The sequence below is a fragment of the Gemmatirosa kalamazoonensis genome, from assembly GCF_000522985.1.
Lineage (GTDB): Bacteria > Gemmatimonadota > Gemmatimonadetes > Gemmatimonadales > Gemmatimonadaceae > Gemmatirosa > Gemmatirosa kalamazoonensis.
The window spans coordinates 2,683,326-2,701,866 of sequence record NZ_CP007128.1; the positions used below are offsets into that span (position 1 = coordinate 2,683,326).

The following is an 18,541-nucleotide window of genomic DNA, read 5'->3' on the forward strand; positions in this document are numbered from 1 at the left end:
CTCCCGCGCCCCCGATGACCCTCGACGAGTACCAGCAGCTCGCCGCCCGCACACTCAGCCCCGCGCAGACTCCCGACGAGCGGCTGGCGAACGCCGCGCTCGGCCTCACCGGCGAGGCCGGGGAGGTGGCGGAGCACGTGAAGAAGCATCTCTTCCACGCCACGCCGCTCGACCGCGACGCGGTCGTGAAGGAGCTGGGCGACTGTCTCTGGTACGTCGCCGCGCTGGCGGGCGTCCTCGGCGTCAGCCTCGACGAGGTCGGCGCGACGAACATCGACAAGCTCCGCCGGCGCTACCCGGACGGGTTCTCCTCGGAACGGAGCCGGACGCGCGTGGAGTGAGCGCCGTTACGACGTCGCGGTCGTCAGTGCTTCGCGTACGACTCCAGATCGAGGCCGAGCAGGAGCGTCGATGCGACGAGCACCGCGGAGATGAAGAACGGCACGCCGACGCCGAGCCGGTCGAACGTGAAGCCCGCGATCATCGGGTAGATCGCGCGCGACAGGCCGCCGAACGTCTGCTGCACGCCCATGTACAGCCCGCGCTCCTCGTTCGAGATCACGCGCGAGAGCAGCGCCGTCACGCACGGGAACGTGAACGCCGCGCCGAGCGGCATGAGCGCGACGGCGAGCGCGAGCTGCCAGTAGTGCACCGTCAGCGGCAGCGTGGCGAGGCCGATCGCCATGATGACGAGCCCCATGCGCGAGAGCTTCGCCTCGCCGAGCCAGTCCACGAGGCGGCCGAGGATGAGCGCGCGCGTGACGACCGAGATCACGCCGACGTACATGAAGAAGTAGCCGATCGTGCTCGCCGTCACGCCGTAGCGCACGGCGAGGAACAGCGCGAGGATCGAGTTCACGCCTTGGAACGCGCCGATCCCCACCGCGTAGATCCAGATCAGCCGCGACGCCGGCTCCGACGAGTGCGTGACGACGCGCGCCACCGCGGTCCCCGAGCGACGCGGCTTCGGCTTCCCGGCGTGCGCGCGCACGTCGTGCGACTCGGTGAGGTAGATGCCGCAGAAGATGATGTTGATCACGCACAGCGCCGCCGCGACGAGGCCCGGCCCGCCGATCTTGAGGCCCAGCGTCCACGAGCCGAACACCGGGCCTAACGCGACGCCGGCGTTCGTCGCCGCGGAGAGCCAGCCGAGGCTCTTCGCGCGGTCCTGCGGCCGCGTCGCGTCGGCGACGTAGGCCTGGATCACGCCGACCGTGCCGCCGCCGGCGCCCTGCACGAGCCGCGACAGGAACAGCAGCCACAGCGTGTTCGCGAACCCGAAGATGACGTACGCCACCGCCGACGCGCCGAGTGCGATCATGAGCGCCGGCCGCCGTCCGAACTTGTCCGAGAATCGCCCCCACATCGGCGCGCTGAGGAGCTGCGCGACGGTGAACGCGGAGACGAGCAGCGCCGTGATCTGGCCGATGCCGACGTGGTAGCCGCCTAACGCGGCGACGTCGAAGCCGTTCCCGCCGAGCCGCTTCGCGTAGAACGGCAGCTGCGGGATGATCATGAGGACGCCCACCATGTCGATGAACGCCGTGATCATGAGGACCACGAGCTTCCCGACGCCCTGCGGCGCCTCGCTCGCCGCGGCCTGCGCCGCGGGCGGGGGCGGCGGCGCGACGGCGCCCGTCACTCCGCCCTCCCGAGCGCCGCGGGCGGCGTCGCGCGCCCGACGACGCCGGCCAGCGCGACGATCGTGAGCACGTACGGGATCATCTCCACGAACTGCGACGGGATGAGCTGCGCGCCCTGCAGCTGGATCTGGAACGTCTCCGCCGCCGCGAACAGCAGGCAGGCCGCGGCCACGCGCTTCGGGTCCCAACGGCCGAAGATCACCGCGGCGAGCGCGATGAACCCGCGCCCCGCCGTCATCCCGTCGGTGAACTGGTGCTGGTCGAGCGCGAGGTACGCGCCGCCGAGCCCCGCCAGCATCCCCGACAGCGCGACGCCGAGCACCTTCACGCGCGGCACCGACACGCCCAACGACGTCGCCGCCTCCGGCTTCTCGCCCACGGCGCGCGCCCGCAGCCCGAACGGCGTGCGGTAGAGCACCCACGCCACCGCCGGGATCGTGACGAGCCCGATCCACACGAGCGGGTTCGCGAGCGAGTCGAGCAGCGACCCGAGCGCCGCGCTCCCCGTGTGCTCGCGCCCGAAGCCCGGCACGCGCGGCGAGTTCGACGAGCTGTCGAACGCGAAGCGCAGGAAGAAGCGCGTCACGCCGGTGGCGAGCAGGTTGAGCGCGACGCCCACCACGACCTGGTCGGCGCGGAAGCGCACCGCGGCGAGCGCGTAGAGCAGCGACAGCGCGAGCCCGCCGAGCAGCCCGCACGCGAGCCCTACCCACGGCGACCCCGCGAAGTAGCTCCCCACCGCCGCGGTGAACGCGCCGGTGAGCATGAACCCCTCGAGCGTGAGCGCGATGACGCCCACGCGCTCGCTCATCACGCCCCCCGCCGCCGCGAGCAGGTACGGGATCACGATGCGCAGCGTCTGCGCGAGGAAGACGAGCACGATCATGCCGCTTCTCCCGTCGCCGAGCGTCGCCGAGCCGACGCGCGCAGCAGCCGCTGCACCTCGGGCACCGACGTCGCCATCGCGAGGATCACGACGGCCTGCAGCACCTCCACCATCTGCTTCGGCACGAGCGCGTTCACCGCGAGGCCGCCCTGCGACAGCGTGGCGAACAGCAGCGCGGCGAGCACCACGCCTAACGGATGGTTGCGGCCGACGAGCGCCACCGCGATGCCGAGGAAGCCGGAGCCGGTGGCGAATCCCTCCTCGTAGTAGTGCTTGTACCCGAGCACGTAGTTCAGTCCCCCGAGCCCGGCGAGCGCCCCCGAGAGCGCCATGGCGCGGATCCACACGCGGCCCACGCGCACGCCGCCGTACTCCGCGGCGTCCGGCTGCAGCCCCACCGCGCGCAGCTCGTAGCCGCCCCGCGTGCGGAACAGCAGCCACCACAGCGCCGCCGCCGCGGCCAGGGCGACGAGCAGCACCGTGTTCGCCGCCGATCCGGCGAACGCCGGGATCATCGCCGAGAGCCGCGGCATCGCGCCGACCGTGGTCTCCGGCGTGTGCAGCGTCTCCGGCACGTGCAGGTGCGACGCGACGACGTAGTTGAGCGCCGCGAGCACGACGAAGTTCATCATGATCGTGACGATCACCTCGCTCGCGCCGAACCGCGCGCGCAGCCATCCCGGGATCGCGCCCACCACGCCGCCGGCGAGCGCCGCCGCGACGAGGCACAGCGGCACGGCGAGGATCCCCGGCGTGCCGTTAGGCAGGCCGAGCGCGACGAGCGCCGCGGCGAAGCCGCCGGTCGCGAGCTGGCTCTCCGCGCCGACGTTGAACAGCCCCGCGCGTGCGGCGGCCGCGAACGCGAGCCCGGTGAACGTCAGCGTCGTCGCCTTGTACAGCACCTGCCCGAAGCCGTACGCGTTCCCCCACGTGCCCTCGAGCAGCAGCCGGTACACGGCGCCCGGCGACTGGCCGAACGTGAGGATCAGCAGGTCGCCGACGAGCACCGCGATCGCCAGCGCCATGAGCGCCGGCAGCAGCGCTTCTTGCAGCGGCGCGCGCATCCGCGAGCCCGCGCTCACGCGACCCGCTCCGACGCGGCGCCCGTCATGTACGGGCCGAGGATCTCCGCGCTCGCCTCGCCGCGCGGCAGCACGGTCGCGAAGCGGCCGCGGTACATCACCGCGATGCGGTCGGAGAGCGCCAGGATCTCCGCGAGATCGGCCGACACGAGCACGATCGCCTTGCCCTCGTCGCGCGCTCGGCGGAGCTGCGCGTGGATGAACTCGATCGCGCCGACGTCGACGCCGCGCGTCGGCTGCGCGGCGAGCAGCACGCGGTAGTCGCGCCCGGTCATCTCGCGCGCGACGACGATCTTCTGCTGGTTGCCGCCGGAGAGCGCGCGCGCGGGCAGCGCCGCGTCCGCGGGCCGGATGTCGAACGCCGCGATCTGACGTCGCGCGTTGTCGTCGATGCGGGGCGCGTCGAGCGACGCGCCGCGCGTGAAGCGGTGCTGGAGGCCGAGGATCAGGTTGTCGCCCACCGTGTAGTCGAGCACCAGCCCGCGGCGGTGCCGGTCTTCCGGCACGTGCGACAGCCCCGTGTCGGCGCGCTCGCGCACCCCGAGCGCGCCGACGTCCTGCCCGCCGAGCGCGACGCGCCCGCTCGCCGGCTGCGCGAGGCCGGCGATCGCCTCGATGAGCTCCGTCTGCCCGTTCCCCTCCACGCCGGCGATGCCGAAGATCTCGCCCGGCGATACGTCGAACGAGACGCCGTCGACCTCGTTAGGCCGCCGCGCGCTCGGGACCACCAGATCGCGCACGACGAGCGCTGCCGGGCCGCTGCCCGAGCGGGGAGCGTGGAGCGTGGAGCGTGGAGCGCTCTCCATCGCGCTCGCGCCTAACAGGGCGGAAGCGTCGTCCGCTCCGCGCTCCACGCTCTCCGCTCCACGCTCGCTCGGCGCCGCGAGATGGTCGAGCGCGAGATTGACGTCGCGTCCCACCATCGCCTTCGCGATGTCGCGCGGCGTCGTGTCCTTCGTGCGGATGCGCTCCACCGTGCGACCGGCGCGCATCACCGTGATCGTGTCCGAGATCTCCACCACCTCGTCGAGCTTGTGCGTGATGAGCACCACCGTGCCGCCGCCGGCGGTGAGGCCGCGGAGCACACGCCACAGCTCGCGCACCTCCGGCGGCGACAGCACGGCCGTCGGCTCGTCGAGGATCAGGATCTTCGCGCCGCGATAGAGCACCTTCAGGATCTCCACCCGCTGCGCCTCGCCGACGCTGAGCTCCGACACGGGGCGCTCCGCGGGAACCGTGAGGCCGGTGCGCTCGCTCAGCGCGCAGACCTCGGCCACGGCGCGCTTGCGGTCGAGCGCCCATCCCTTCGTCAGCTCGCGGCCGAGCACCACGTTCTCCGCCACGGTGAGCGGCGGCACGAGCATGAAGTGCTGGTGCACCATGCCGACGCCCGCCGCGATCGCCTCCGCCGTCGACCACCCCGTCACGTCGCGCAGCGCGCCGTCGACCGCGACCTCGATCGTGCCCGCGTCGGGGGCGAACATGCCCGCGAGCATGCGCATGAGCGTCGACTTGCCGGCGCCGTTCTCGCCGACGAGCGCGTGGATCTCGCCGGCCTCCACCTCGAGCGACGCGTCGCCGTTGGCCTGCACGGGCCCGAACGCCTTCGCGACGCCGGACACCCTGATCGAAAGTGCCATCAGCGTTCGGTGGGGACCTTGATGTAGCCGGCCACGATGGAGTCGCGAATGGTGCCGAGGCGCGCGCGCACCGCGTCGGGGATGAGCGCGCGGTTGTTCGCGTCGTAGATGTAGCCGACGCCGTTCTCCTTCAGCCCGAGCTGCAGGATCCCGCCGCGGAACGTGCCGTTCTTCACGGCGGCGATCGCGTCGTACACGGCGGCGTCGACGCCCTTCACCATCGACGTGAGGATGAACCCCGGCGCCTCCGAGTACTGATCGGCGTCCACGCCGATGGCGAGCTTGCCCGTCGCGCGCGCCGCCTCGAACACGCCGAGCCCCGTGGACCCCGACGCGTGGAAGATGACGTTCGCGCCCGACTGGTACTGGCTCAGCGCCAGCTCCTTGCCGCGCCCGGGGTTGCGGAACGCCTCCGGGGTCACGCCGGCGTACTGCGCGATCACCTGGCAGTCGGGGCAGACGTGCAGCACGCCGGCCCGGTAACCCGCCTCGAACTTGTGGATGAGCGGGATGTCCATGCCGCCGACGAAGCCCACCTTCTTCGACTTCCCGACGAGCGCCGCGAGCGCGCCGACGAGGTAGGACCCCTGCTCCTCGCGGAACTTCAGCGCCTCGAGGTTCGGGGGCGGGAGGACGGGGTTCCCCGCCGAGTCGGTGGCGACCGCGTAGTCGACCCCGGCGAAGCGGACGTTCGGGTACTCCTTCGCGAGCTGGGTCAGGTCGTCGGTGAAGATGAACCCGACCCCGATCACGAGGTCCATCCCTTCCGCGGCGAGCAGCCGGAGCCCGGCCTCGCGGTCCGAGCCCTCGCCCGGCTCGATGAACCGGATGCGCGCGCCGAGGTCCTTCGCGGCCCGCTCCGCCCCGATGTACGCGCCGTCGTTGAACGACTTGTCGCCGCGCCCACCGACGTCGAACACGATGCCGACGTCGAGCCCTTCCGAGCCGGGAGGCTCGGCCGCCCCGGTCGGGTGCGCGAAGAGCAGCGCGACGTGCACGAGCAGCAGCGCGCCGATGACGAGCAGAAGCTTACGCATGGAGGTGCCGAAGAATAGTGCCGGCGCTCGGGCGAGGGGACCGGCCCGAACCGACCCTTGCGCGCCAATATGACGATCTCGACATTGGGCCACGGTTCAGCTCGCAAGAGCCGAGCTGGACCGTGCAGTCGAAGTAGCAGCGGAAACGTTCCGATCGAAAGGGCACCCCGGTCGTGAGGCCGGCTCGCAATGCCTGGGGTCTCGCCGGGGGCGAGACGGCCCGGCTGCCGAATCGGGTCGCACGACGGATCCCCGGGCCGCCGCGCCCGGGCCACCCCTTTCGGAGAACCTCATGCCCTTCCGCCCCCGCCGGTCGGCGTTCGCGCCGCTGGCGTCGTTCCTCGTCGCCGCAGCTGCCGTCCTCGCGGTCGCCTGCGACAGCGGTCGCTCCATCGAGCCCGCGGCCACCGCTCTCGGCCCGACCGCCAAGCCGAGCGCCACGTACATCCTGCCGGTCGGCTGCAACGCCATCACGACGAACTGCGGCGTCGTGACGTCCAATACCGGACCGGAGAGCGAGATCCTCAAGGTCTGCAAGATGTACCCGGCCGGCGTGAGCGGGCCCGCCGTGACCATGCACGTCGTCATCAAGCCGGGCAACGCGCTGCGGTTCGGCAGCCTTTCCGACTTCCTCGTCGAGGTCCAGCCGAACAGCTGCGTCAAGGTCTGGCAGAACGGGGAAGACATCGGCCCGAACCCAGACCTCGCGTCCGTGACCGAGGTCGTGCCGAATGGCTACGCCGCCTCCTTCAGCTACGTCACCGTGAAGCGGAATGGGCTGCGGGGTGACCCGGCGAGCCACGACTCGACGATCGCCGCCCCGATCACCGGCACCGGCAACTCGGTGACCGGGCTCGTGATCGGTGGCCCGTACCGCCCCGGGGCGGTCGTCGTCTTCACGAACACGCCGCTCGTCGCGGCGCTCGGCGACTTCGTCTGGAACGACGCGAACGCGAACGGGATCCAGGATGCGGGCGAGGCCGGGATCGCCGGCGTGACGGTGACCGCCGTCGGGCCGAGCGGCACGCTCACCACGACCACCGACGCCGTCGGCCACTACGCGTTCACCGGGCTGACCCCGGGGAGCTACACCGTCAGCGTCACCGCGCCGGGTGGCTACGCCGCGTCGCCGACGGGGCAGGGGAGCGACCCGTCGACGGACAGCAACGTGAGCGGCGCCTCCGTCACGCTCGCCGCGGGCGCGACGGACAACACGATCGACTTCGGCTTCTACCAGCCCGGCGCGATCGGCGACTTCGTGTGGAACGACCTGAACGCGAACGGCGTCCAGGACGCCGGCGAGCCGGGGATCCCGGGCGTCACGCTGACGTTGAAGCGTGGCAGCACCACGCTCGGCACGACGACGACGGACGCGAGCGGCAAGTACGCGTTCTCGAGCCTCGCCCCGGGCACGTACAGCGTCGTTCCCTCGGCGCCGGCCGGCTACAACGTCTCCGCGACCGATCAGGGCGCGAACGACGCCGTGGACAGCGACGCGAGCGGCGTGTCGGTGGTCGTGGTGAGCGGCACGACGAACAACGACCAGGACTTCGGCTACTACCAGCTCGGCTCCGTCGGCGACTTCGTCTGGAACGATCTGAACAAGAACGGCGTGCAGGACATGGGTGAGCCGGGGATCCCGGGCGTCACGGTGACGCTCGCGAAGGGCGCCGTCACGCAGACGACGACGACCGACGCGAACGGCAAGTACCTGTTCGCGAACCTCGCCGCCGGCACGTACACGGTGACGGTGAGCGGCACGCCGATCGGCTACGTCGCGTCGCCGACCGACGCGGGCTCGAACGACGCGCTGGACAGCGACGGCAGCGGCGTGTCGGTCGCCGTCGCCGGGACGCAGAACCTCACGATCGACTTCGGCTTGTACGAGAAGACCGGCGGCGCGGCGTGCACGTACACGCAGGGCTACTGGAAGACCCACGAGGACAAGTGGCCCGCGCCGTACTCGCCGACCGCGCCGTGGATGACGCCGCAGAAGCAGGTCACCGGCCTGACGTGGGACGGCCTGTTCGACATCGCGCCGAAGGGCGGCAACTCGTACGTCCAGCTCGCGCACCAGTGGATGGCCGCGAAGCTGAACCGCGCGAACGGCGCCCCGGTGAGCCCGTCGGTGCTCTCGACGCTGAACGCCGCCGAGGCGTGGCTGCTCGCGAACACGCCGACGAACGGCGCACTGCCGTCGATCAAGAACGCGCAGGCCGACGCGTGGATGGACGCGCTGGACACGTTCAACAACGGCCAGGCGGGCACGCCGCACTGCGACTGACGTAAAGGGCGAGAGGGCAGAGAGGGCAGGAGGGCAGGAGAGCTGATGACTCTCCTGCCCTCGTGCCCTCTCTGCCCTCTCGCCCTCTCAGTTCGTCAGCTCAGCGGCGCGTAGCGGAAGCCGGCGATGCCGGGCTTCGTGCTCTCGAAGCGCACCGGCTTGCGGTCGCCCGGCGCGACCGGACCGACCGTCTGCGTCTGCGAGTCGATCACGTTCCCGCTCTTGTCGAGGAAGTCGAACTTGATCGTGTACGTCTTCGGCGCGGCCGCGGCGGGGGCGGCCGGCTTCGGCGCGGCGGCGCCGGCGCGCGCGGCACCCGGACGGGCCGGCGTGGACGACGCGGGAGCGGGTGCGTTCGCCTGCACGCCCTCCACCACCATGCCGACGACCGCGCGGTTGTCGCCGCGCGTGAACTCGGTGAAGGTGACCTTCACCGGCATCGCCTCCGACATCTGGTAGTACTTGAACGCCGAGTCGTTCAGCGCCTTCTTCGCCGCCGTGCCGGCCGCCGCGGCGTTCGCCATGCCGTTGTAGGCGAGCGAGATGAACGCGTAGTTGTCGGGATTGCTCGGGTCGACCTGCACGAGGCGCTGCGCGATCGGCAGGATCTTCTCGTACTGCTTCATCGACAGCAGCGTCGCGCTCAGGTTGTTCAGCGCGTCGCGCTCGTACGGGTTCTGCTCGAGCGCCGCCTGGAACAGCCGCGCCGCGTCCGCCGGCTTGCCGATCTGCGACGCCGTCACGCCGGCCTGCGTGAGCGCGAGGTCGGTGTACTTCGCCGAGTTCGCGAGCTGGTCGGCGTAGCTCGCGGCGACGGCCGCGGTATCACCCGAGATGAGCAGCATGCGGGCGAGCGTCGGCTGCGCGCGGAGCGCGTCGGGGCTCGACGGCGCGGAGGCGATGAACGCCTGCAGCGCCGACGCGGCGTCCTTCGCCGCCTGCTTCTGCGCCGCGCCGGTCGCCGACTCCACGGCCTGCGCCTTCGTCACGGCGATGTTGTACATCGCGCTGTTGCGTATGTCGCGGTACGTGGTGTCGGTGCCCGCCGTCTCGACGACCTTCTGCCAGTAGCGCGTCGCGGCGGCGTCGTCGTTCTTGTTCTGCGCGACGGCGGAGAGGACGTGGTACGCGTACGGGCTCCCCTGGTACATGAGGAGCGAGCGGTTCGCGTAGTACTCCGCGGAGTCGGCCTTGCCGCCGTTCAGCGCCGCGATCGCGGCGTTGATCTGGTTCAGCCATGCTTGGTTCTGGCGCATCTGGGCGACCTGCTGCGCGCATCCCGGCGCCGCCTCGGCGAGCCGCTTCAGCGCCGAGTCGGCCGCCGCGAGCACGTCGATCGTCGCCGACGGATCGGTGGCGTAGCCGAGCGACGAACGCGGCACGGTGCCGCCCATCCCCGGCTCCGCGGCCCACGCGATGAGCGCCTGCGCGAGCATGTAGTTGCGCCCCGCCGGATTGTCCTGCGACTTCTCGGCGCTGAGCTGCTTGATCACGTCCGTCAGGATGCGGCCACGCGCCTCAGGCGTGGTCGCGCCCTGCAGGCGGACGAGGCTCAGCGTCGCGTTCTTCACGGACCCCGGCTTGTTCTGATCGATGTTGCAGGCGCCAGCCGCCACCTGGGCGTAGGCCGGGGCGGCGAGCGTCGACAGCAGGCCCAGCATGGGCACGGCGCGACGGAACTTCATGCGGATCTCCAAGGCACGGGACGCGTCGTGCGCCGACGAGCTCGAGGCCCGCAGCGCGGTAATCGGGACAAGACAGGAATATACTAGAGTTTTGTGGCCGGGTTCCTAGGGGCGGACGCCTCGCGCGCACGGCGGCGTGGGGCACGTGACCGAGGTCACCGCTGGGCCTGGCCCACATCCCGCATCACCGGGCGCCCACATGGTCGAACGCCTTCGCACCCGCATCCTCGTCGTCGGCACCGGCATCGCCGGCCTGCACACCGCCTGGCGCTCCGCCGAGGCGGGCGACGTCCTCCTGCTCACGAAGCGCTCGCTGTTCGACTCCTCGACCGCCTACGCGCAGGGCGGCATCGCCGCGGCCCTCGGCGCCGGGGACTCGCCGGCGCTGCACCGCGAGGACACGCTCGCCGCGGGCGCCGCGCTGTGCGACGCCGAGGCCGTGCAGGTGCTCGTCGAGGAGGGACCGGCGCGGGTGAAGGAGCTGCAGCTCGCCGGCGCGCGCTTCGACCTCACCCCGTCGGGTGACTTCAAGCTCGGTCGCGAGGCCGCGCACTCGCGCCGCCGCATCGTCCACGCGCAGGGCGACCAGACCGGCGCCGAGGTCGCGCGCACGCTCATCGCGCGCGTGCGCGAGAGCGCGCGGGTGACGGTGCTGGAGCGCGCGCGCGTGCTCGACCTCATCGTCGAGGACGTGGACGGCGAGCCCACGGTCGTCGGTGCGCGCGCGAGCCTGGCCGGCAAGGCGACGGAGATCGTCGCCGACGCGACGGTGCTCGCCACCGGCGGCTGCGGGCAGGTGTTCCGCTACACCACCAACCCGCTCGTCGCCACCGGCGACGGGTTCGCGATCGCGCATCGTGCCGGCGCGCGGCTCTCCGACATGGAGTTCGTGCAGTTCCACCCGACCGCGCTCGACACGCCGGAGAACCCGCTGTCGCTCGTCAGCGAGGCGGTGCGCGGCGAGGGCGCGACGCTCGTGAACGCGCTCGGCGAGCGCTTCATGCCGAAGCGCCACCGGCTCGCCGAGCTGGCGCCGCGCGACGTGGTGGCGCGCGAGATCTTCCGCGAGCAGCAGCGCCACGGCAAGGTGTGGCTCGATGCGCGCGCGATCGGCGCGAAGGACGGCGTGCGCTTCGCCGAGCGGTTTCCCGGCATCACGGCGCTCTGCCGCGCGCGCGGCATCGACCCGCAGACGGATCTCATCCCGGTGACGCCGGCCGCGCACTACATGATGGGCGGCATCGTGACGGACCTCTGCGGCCGCTCGAGCCTCCCGCGGCTCTACGCGGCCGGCGAGGTGGCGCGCACCGGCGTGCACGGCGCGAACCGTCTCGCGTCGAACTCCCTGCTCGAGGGACTCGTGTTCGCCGAGCGTGTGGCGCGCGATCTGGAGGCCACGCCGCGATTGAAGAGCTACCCCCGCCGCCGCGCCACGTGGGAGGTGCCGCCGCTCGAGGACCGCGGCGCGGCCCAGGTGGCGTCCGACGCGATCCGCTCGGTGATGTGGGAGCACGCGGGCATCGACCGCACCGCGCGCGGGCTGCGCGCGGGGCTCGCCCGCCTCGAGGACATCGAGGCGCGCCTCACGCCGGGCATGACGGAGGAGCGCAACATGCTCGACACCGCGCGGCTGATCGCCGAGGCCGCGCTGCTGCGCCGCGAGTCGCGTGGAGGGCACTTCCGCAGCGACTTCCCGAAGGACCGGCGGAAGTGGCAGGGGAAGCACATCGAATGGTGACGCGGCGCTGATACGTCGGCGCTGGTACGGCGGCGCCGAAAGGGGCGGCCCCGATACCACGCGTCACCAGCGCCGCGGGCTCAGTGCCGCACCACTAGCGCCGCCGTACCCGCGCCGCCGCATTAGGATTCACCCCATGACCGTACTACAGGCCAACTACGACCAGGCGTTACACGAGGAGATCCGCGCGCTCGCCGAGGAGCGCAACGCGGTCATCCTTGCGCACAACTACGAGCGCCCGGAGATCCAGGACGTCGCGCACTTCGTCGGCGACTCGCTCGGCCTCTCGCGCGAGGCGGCGAGCACCGACGCCGACGTCATCGTGTTCTGCGGCGTGCACTTCATGGCGGAGACGGCGGCGATCCTGTCGCCGGAGAAGATCGTGCTGCTGCCCGATCTCGCCGCGGGATGCTCGCTCGCCGCGACGATCGACGGCGCGCAGCTCCGCGCGTGGAAGGCGGAGCATCCCGGCGCCGTGGTGGTCGCGTACGTCAACACCACCGCCGAGGTGAAGGCGGAGAGCGACTACTGCTGCACGTCGGGGAACGCGGTGGAGATCGTGCAGTCGATCCCCGAGGACCAGGAGATCCTGTTCCTCCCCGACATGTTCCTCGGCGCGCACGTTAGGCGGGTGACGGGGCGCAAGAACATCCACGTGTGGATGGGCGAGTGCCACGTGCACGCCGGCATCGACCCGGAGCACATCAACCTCCAGCGCGCGGCGCATCCGGGCGCGGAGTTCCTCATCCACCCCGAGTGCGGCTGCGCGACCCCGGTGGTGGAGGCCATCTCGGCGGGCGCGATCGACGCGCGCGACGTCCACATCCTGTCCACGGAGGGGATGATCAAGCGTCCCGGCGACAGCCCGGCGGCGGAGTTCATCGTGGCGACCGAGCTCGGGATCCTGCACCGCTTGCGTCGCGCGCATCCGAGCAAGACGTTCTACGCGGCGAACGACCGCGCGCAGTGCGCCTACATGAAGGTCACGACGCTGCCGAAGGTGCGCCACGCTCTCGAGACGCTCACTCACCAGATCACCGTGCCCGAGGACGTCGCCGCGCGCGCGCGCGGCGGGCGATCGAGCGCATGATCGCGATCGGCGGACGGGGCGGGCCGGCGCTCTCGCCGTTCCGCACGTCGGACGAGGACCCAGGCGAATGACGACACCGACCCCCGAGCCGAGCCGCGACCCGTCCATCCCTTCCGGGCATGCACCGCGCGGCGACGCGCCGCAGCCGAACCGCCGGAGCGGGGACCGCCGCACGGGCGACCGCCGCACGCACACGCCGCTGTCGCGCATGCTCGAGGGGCTGGCGACGACGTCGGAACACGCCATCGTCATGCCGGTGGAGCCGGCCCTCTATCCGCTGACGCCGTCCCAGACCTCGGTGCTGGTGCGCGAGGCGCTGCTCGAGGACGAGGCGTTCAACGACGTGACGACGATCGCCACGGTGCTCAGCGAGCGCCGTGCGCGGGCGCACATCGTCGCGCGCGCGCAGGGCGTCGTCGCCGGGCTGCCGCTCGCCGTGGAGGCGTTCCGGCAGATCGACCCGCGCATCACGGTCCGCGTCGACGTGCCCGACGGGGCGATGGTGACGCCGGGCATGCCGGTGCTGTTCATGACCGGCCACGCACGCGGCATCCTCTCCGCCGAGCGCGTGGCGCTGAACTTCCTGCAGCGGCTCTCCGGCGTCGCGTCGCTGACGTCGCGCTACGTCTCGGCGGTCGCCGGCACCGGCGCGCGCATCCTCGACACGCGCAAGACGACGCCGGGGTGGCGGCGGCTGGAGAAGTACGCGGTGCGCGCCGGCGGCGGCTACAACCACCGGATGGATCTCGCGACCGCGGTGCTCATCAAGGACAACCACCTCGCCGCGGTGGACGGCGACATCGCGTTCGCCGTGCGGCGGGCGCGCGAGCTCGCGCCGGACGGCGCGCGCGTCGAGGTGGAGTGCGACACGAAGGCGCAGGTGGGAGCCGCGCTCGCGGCGGGCGCGGACGTCATCATGCTCGACAACATGTCGCTCGAGCTGATGAAGGAGTGCGCCGCGCTGTGCAAGGGACGCGCGACCACCGAGGCGTCGGGCGGCGTACGCCTCGACTCGGTCCGCGCGATCGCCGAGACGGGCGTCGACTGGATCTCGGTCGGTGCGCTCACGCACTCGGCACCGGCGCTGGACATCGCGCTCGATTTCGACTGACGCGGCGGCAGTTCCGCGGCGACCTCGACCGGCGCGGCGCGCGTAATGCATCACACGCGACGCTTGCACACGCAGTCCACTCTCACAGGGGGGGTAGGATCATGCTTGCCGTCCGACGGCTGGTGCAGATGGGAGCCGTACTGCTCGTACCGCTCGCCGCAGGTCCGCTGTCCGCGCAGCAGATGACGTTCTTCGCCAACATCACGAACTCGCAGGAGGTCCCGCCGACCCACCCCACGACGGTGGCGGGCGCTCCGCGGATCTCGTTCGGGACGGCGACGTTCGTGCTCAACGCCGCGCACACGCAGTTGTCGTTCAACGCGACCGTGTTCGGACTCGACTTCACGCACTCGCAGTCCGCCGACCCGAACGACGATCTGCTCAACGCGCACATCCACTCGGGACCGAACGGACCGGGGAGTGGATTGAACAATCCGGTCGCGTGGGGCTTCCACGGGTCGCCGTTCAACGATCTGTTCCTCGACAACGCCAACACCGTTCCGAGCGGGTTGACGGACGACTGCACGGCGTTCGCCACGGGGGTCGGCGGCACGTGCTCCGGCGTCTGGAACCTGCTCGAGGGGAACAACACGACGCTGCAGGCGCAGTTGCCGAACATCCTCGCCGGCAACGCGTACATCAACTTCCACACGGTGCAGTTCGCGGGCGGCGAGATTCGCGGCTATCTCACCGCCGTTCCCGAGCCGAGCGCGTACGCGCTGGTGGGGACGGGGCTCGTGGGGCTGGCGGCGCTCCGCATGCGGCGGCGCCGCGCCTGACGACGGCCAGCGCAGCGCGTAGGGCGTGATGCGTAGCGGTGTTCTGCTCGGCGGAGAACAGGACACCGCTACGCACTTCGCATTACCTAGCGCGCCGTCACGGCATCGCCATCGTCGAATCCATCCGCTCGGGCTGCGGCGGCAGATCGGACAGGTGCTCCTGCACGATCACCCACCGGTCGTCGCGGCGCACGAACAGCGCGGTCCACGCGCCGCCGAGCGTGTGCGGACGTCCCTCCGGCGTGTGGTGCGGGATGACGTACGCGATCGTGAGCACGGCGGCGGCCGGGCCTAACGCCGTCGCGTGGCGCTCGCGGATCAGGAAGCGCGGGCCCTGCATGTTGCGGCCGACGCGGTCCCAGAAGCTCGCGATCGATTGCACCACCGCGGCGCGCGTCGTCGTCACCCGGCCGGCGGCGGCGGAGATCACGGGGCCCGTCGGCGCGTAGAGGCTCGTCGCGCGCTCCACGAAGCCCGGGCGCGAGAAGTCGTACGCGCGCACGATGAGCGCGGTGAGCGTGTCGGAGAGCGCGGCGTCGCGGCGCGGGTCGCTCGCCGGCGGCGCGGTGCACGCGCACAGCGCGCCGAGGAGCGCGGCGGCGAGCAGCGCGGGAAGCAGCAACGCGCGCGGACGACTGGGCGACGACGGTGCGATCACGGGTGGGGGACGATGGGTGCGGCGTGGTGGAGGAGCCGCGGAGCGTGCGAACGGTGCGTAACTTCCTGCACGGCGCGGTCCGACGAGTCGTCATCCCGACACGGACGGTGCTGCCCTCTCGCGGGGACGGCGGTTCGTCCTCCGCGACGGACGCTCTCGAGCGGGACCGCGACGCTTTCCCTGGGAAATCGCGCGCCGAACGGTTCGGTCCGCGACATGCTTTGCGGTATGGGCCCGGCATGGGGCCGGACCCTGAAATGAAGTAGGAGGACACGGTGCGTCTCAACTCCACGAGGCTGGCCGGGCGTGTCGCGCTGCTCTCGCTGTCCGTCGGCGGAGCGTGCCGGAATGCGTCGCGCGACGTCACGGCGAACGACGCGCTGCAACGCGATCTCGAGCTCGCGCAGGCGAGCACCGTCGCCCTCGCCCAGAGCGGGCGCGACCTCCCCGCGACGCGCTTCGTCTCGGCGATCGAGTCGGGGGAGCGCGCGACGAAGGGCGCCGGAAAGGCGGGCGCGCCGTCGCGGAAGTCGCCGAGCAAGGCGCCCCGGTCGCACGTGGACCACGCGCCCCCCGCTCCGGCGCCCGTCGCGGCGCAGACCCAGTCGGTCGCGCAGGCCGCCGACGCGCCGGTGGAAGCGCCGGCGCCCGCCGCGGCGCCTGCCGTGACCGAGGAGCCGATGCCCGCGCGGAGCGAGAACCCGTCCATGTCGGGGTCGAGCGGTGACGGCGTGATCAGCGTGTCGCCCACCGACGGCGGCGACGCGGGCGGCATCACGGTGTCGCGCCGCGGGCGCGGCGGCGGCCTCGGTGGAGTGCTCGGCGGCATCGGCGGCGTCATCGGCGTCGTGATCCGCGGCGGCGCGATCGGCGACGACGACCATTGCGAGCGCGACCATCCGCGCCGCGGCGGCATCCCGACCGGGATCGGCGGCATGCCCGTCGGCTTCCCGGGGAACGGCGGCTACGGCGTGCCGCGCAGCGGCGTCGGGCGCGTCGGCCGGCCGACGTTCTATCGCATCCGTTAGGCGAGCCCGATAGCACACGCAGCGACGCGGAGTCCGCGGAGCACTGCCACGTAACGGTGCAGTGCTCCGCGGACTCCGCGTCTCCGCGTGCGACCCCTGCGGCATCCGATCTGAGGAAACCGCCGCGATCGACGTGGGTACGACACGTCATCACGACGACTCGGAGATTTGCGATGCAGCGATTCATGGTGCGGCAGTGGCGTTCTCGGGCGACGATCCTCGCGGCGCTCGCCGTCGCGGGAATGACGCTCGACGCGTGCGCGTCGCTGAACAACAAGGAGCGGGGCGCCATCATCGGCGCGGCGACGGGCGCCGCGGCGGGCGGCGCGGTCGGCAGCAAGAACGGCGGCACGGCGCGCGGCGCGATCATCGGTGCAGCGGTCGGCGGGGCGGCGGGCGCGATCATCGGCCACCAGATGGACCAGCGCGCGAAGGAGATCCAGCAGAACATCAAGGGCGCGCGCGTCGAGCGAGTGGGCGAGGGGATCCTCGTGACGTTCGAGAGCGGCCTGCTGTTCGACTTCGACTCCGACGTGCTGCGCGAGCCGGCGCGCGCGAACCTGCGCGAGCTCGCCGCGAGCTACGACAAGTATCCGGACACCGACCTCACGATCGTCGGCCACACCGACGCGGTCGGCGACGATGCCTACAATCTCCGACTCTCCGAGCGTCGCGCCGCCGCGGCTGCCGCGTACCTCGTGCAGCAGGGCGTGCCAAGCGCGCACGTGAAGCCCGCGGGTCGGGGCGAGACGGAGCCGGTGGCCCCGAACGACACCGAGGCCGGCCGGCAGCAGAACCGCCGCGTCGAGGTCGCGATCTACGCCAGCGACAAGCTGAAGGCGACCGCGCGGCAGCAGGCGCTTCGCTGAGCCGTGACGCGTGACGGGGTGACGCGAGCCCCCGTCACGCGCCACTATGTTATCCGCATGACCGCCCTGGAGATCCTGCTCGCGCGCGTCGTCGACTACGCGGGGCTGTTCCCGCCCGCGGCGCTCGATCTCGCCGCGGCGGTGCGGCAGTTCGGCGAGCACCGCGCGAGCGCCGAGCGGTGGATGCTCGGGCGGTTGGTGGTGCCGGCGGCGCGGCTCGGCGACCTCGCGGAAGCGATGACGACCGAGGTGCCTAACGGATCGGCGGCGTGGCGGCTCGCCGTGCTCGCGACCGCGCCGCTCGACCCGGCCGGAGGGCTCGGCATCGCGTGGGGGATCGACCTCGCGCGCATCACGGCGTTCCGCGTCGCGTGCGACGCGCCGGTGAACGCGCTCGAGCTCCGCGGCGGCGACGCGGACGCGCTGGCGCTCGCGCGGCGCGCGGCGGCCGATGCAGGCGTGGCACCGGCGGCGACGTTCGTCGAGGTGCCGTGGGGCGCCGATCACGACGCGCTCGCCCGTGCCGCGCACGCGCACGGCGTGTCGCTGAAGCTGCGCACCGGCGGCGTCACCGCCGACGCGTTCCCGGACGCCGACGTCGTCGTCCGGTTCGTCGCGGCGTGCGTCGCGCGCGGCGTGTCGTTCAAGCTCACCGCGGGGCTGCACCACGCGCTGCGCGGCGAGCACGCGCTCACGTACGAGCCGGGGTGCGCGCGCGGCACGATGCACGGATTCCTGAACGCGCTCGCGGCGACCGCGCTGCTCGCGGACGGGCACGACGCCGGCGCGGTCCAGCCGCTGCTCGAGGAGCGCGACGTCGGCGCGCTGGCGTTCGACGACGGCGGGCTGCGCTGGCGCGGGCTCGGCGCGGGCCTAACGGCGGTGCGCGCGGCGCGACGGGCGTTCGCGTCGTTCGGGTCGTGCTCGTTCGCGGAGCCGGTGGCGGAGCTGCGCGCGCTCGGCCTGCTTCCTGCGGCCGCCGGTGCCGCGCTGGCCGCAACCGACGACTGA

At 72.2% G+C, this 18,541-nt stretch carries 16 protein-coding genes and 1 riboswitch; of the genes, 9 read left to right on the plus strand and 7 right to left on the minus strand.

The genetic code is table 11. The features are described from left to right. Nucleotides 1-14: 14 nt before the first annotated feature. Complete coding sequence (locus J421_RS11550; RefSeq protein WP_025411335.1) at nucleotides 15-341, plus strand: nucleoside triphosphate pyrophosphohydrolase family protein; 327 nt, start codon at nucleotides 15-17, stop codon at nucleotides 339-341. A gap of 23 nt (nucleotides 342-364) precedes the next feature. On the opposite strand, the gene J421_RS11555 is transcribed toward J421_RS11550, so the two are convergent. The 5 genes from J421_RS11555 to J421_RS11575 are packed head-to-tail and all read right to left on the minus strand — an operon-like array spanning nucleotide 365 to nucleotide 6,288. Further along, on the minus strand, nucleotides 365-1,642 hold the full coding sequence (locus J421_RS11555) for an MFS transporter (protein WP_025411336.1): 1,278 nt from the start codon (nucleotides 1,640-1,642) through the stop codon (nucleotides 365-367). Beyond that, nucleotides 1,639-2,529: an ABC transporter permease gene (locus J421_RS11560; protein ID WP_025411337.1), complete on the minus strand. Its 891-nt coding sequence runs from the start codon at nucleotides 2,527-2,529 to the stop codon at nucleotides 1,639-1,641. The genes J421_RS11555 and J421_RS11560 overlap by 4 nt, the downstream gene beginning before the upstream one ends. Next, nucleotides 2,526-3,611: an ABC transporter permease gene (locus J421_RS11565; RefSeq protein ID WP_236646242.1), complete on the minus strand. Its 1,086-nt coding sequence runs from the start codon at nucleotides 3,609-3,611 to the stop codon at nucleotides 2,526-2,528. The genes J421_RS11560 and J421_RS11565 overlap by 4 nt, the downstream gene beginning before the upstream one ends. Continuing rightward, entirely contained in the window at nucleotides 3,608-5,251 is a 1,644-nt protein-coding gene (locus J421_RS11570; RefSeq protein WP_025411339.1) for an ABC transporter ATP-binding protein, read from the minus strand. Before J421_RS11570 ends, J421_RS11565 begins: the two co-directional genes overlap by 4 nt. Continuing rightward, nucleotides 5,251-6,288, minus strand: a complete 1,038-nt coding sequence (locus J421_RS11575; protein ID WP_025411340.1) for a BMP family lipoprotein — start codon at nucleotides 6,286-6,288, stop codon at nucleotides 5,251-5,253. The genes J421_RS11570 and J421_RS11575 overlap by 1 nt, the downstream gene beginning before the upstream one ends. 151 nt (nucleotides 6,289-6,439) lie before the next feature. Next, nucleotides 6,440-6,520: riboswitch (cyclic di-GMP riboswitch) on the plus strand. A gap of 60 nt (nucleotides 6,521-6,580) precedes the next feature. On the opposite strand from J421_RS11575, the gene J421_RS11580 reads away from it, so the two are divergent. Continuing rightward, nucleotides 6,581-8,572, plus strand: a complete 1,992-nt coding sequence (locus tag J421_RS11580; RefSeq protein WP_025411341.1) for an SdrD B-like domain-containing protein — start codon at nucleotides 6,581-6,583, stop codon at nucleotides 8,570-8,572. Between the two features lie 95 nt (nucleotides 8,573-8,667). Here J421_RS11580 and J421_RS11585 read toward each other — a convergent pair whose 3' ends face one another. Next, nucleotides 8,668-10,257 carry a tetratricopeptide repeat protein gene (locus J421_RS11585; protein ID WP_148306270.1) on the minus strand — a complete coding sequence of 530 codons (1,590 nt, stop codon included), beginning with the start codon at nucleotides 10,255-10,257 and terminating at the stop codon, nucleotides 8,668-8,670. Between the two features lie 199 nt (nucleotides 10,258-10,456). On the opposite strand from J421_RS11585, the gene J421_RS11590 reads away from it, so the two are divergent. The 4 genes from J421_RS11590 (at nucleotide 10,457) to J421_RS11605 (ending at nucleotide 14,975) form a co-directional block, all read left to right on the plus strand. Then, the gene (locus J421_RS11590) at nucleotides 10,457-11,995 is read left to right on the plus strand and encodes an L-aspartate oxidase (RefSeq protein WP_104022532.1); all 1,539 of its coding nucleotides are present in this window, start codon (nucleotides 10,457-10,459) and stop codon (nucleotides 11,993-11,995) included. A 136-nt stretch (nucleotides 11,996-12,131) separates the two neighbouring features. Then, a complete protein-coding gene (gene nadA, locus J421_RS11595) occupies nucleotides 12,132-13,085 on the plus strand; it encodes a quinolinate synthase NadA (protein WP_201773005.1) in 954 nt (317 codons plus the stop codon). 67 nt (nucleotides 13,086-13,152) lie between these two features. Next, on the plus strand, nucleotides 13,153-14,196 hold the full coding sequence (nadC, locus tag J421_RS11600) for a carboxylating nicotinate-nucleotide diphosphorylase (protein ID WP_025411343.1): 1,044 nt from the start codon (nucleotides 13,153-13,155) through the stop codon (nucleotides 14,194-14,196). 101 nt (nucleotides 14,197-14,297) lie between these two features. After that, entirely contained in the window at nucleotides 14,298-14,975 is a 678-nt protein-coding gene (locus tag J421_RS11605; RefSeq protein WP_148306271.1) for a CHRD domain-containing protein, read from the plus strand. A 97-nt stretch (nucleotides 14,976-15,072) separates the two neighbouring features. Here the strand turns inward: J421_RS11605 and J421_RS11610 are convergent, their stop codons facing one another. After that, the gene (locus J421_RS11610; protein ID WP_025411345.1) at nucleotides 15,073-15,633 is read right to left on the minus strand and encodes a nuclear transport factor 2 family protein; all 561 of its coding nucleotides are present in this window, start codon (nucleotides 15,631-15,633) and stop codon (nucleotides 15,073-15,075) included. Nucleotides 15,634-15,908: 275 nt separating this feature from the next. Between J421_RS11610 and J421_RS11615 the strand changes: the two genes are divergently transcribed. From J421_RS11615 to J421_RS11625, 3 genes are all read left to right on the plus strand, one after another. Continuing rightward, a complete protein-coding gene (locus J421_RS11615) occupies nucleotides 15,909-16,661 on the plus strand; it encodes a hypothetical protein (protein WP_025411346.1) in 753 nt (250 codons plus the stop codon). Between the two features lie 173 nt (nucleotides 16,662-16,834). Further along, a complete protein-coding gene (locus tag J421_RS11620; protein ID WP_201773006.1) occupies nucleotides 16,835-17,530 on the plus strand; it encodes a YiaD family glycine zipper/OmpA-like lipoprotein in 696 nt (231 codons plus the stop codon). A 57-nt stretch (nucleotides 17,531-17,587) separates the two neighbouring features. Then, nucleotides 17,588-18,541: a hypothetical protein gene (locus J421_RS11625; protein WP_025411348.1), complete on the plus strand. Its 954-nt coding sequence runs from the start codon at nucleotides 17,588-17,590 to the stop codon at nucleotides 18,539-18,541.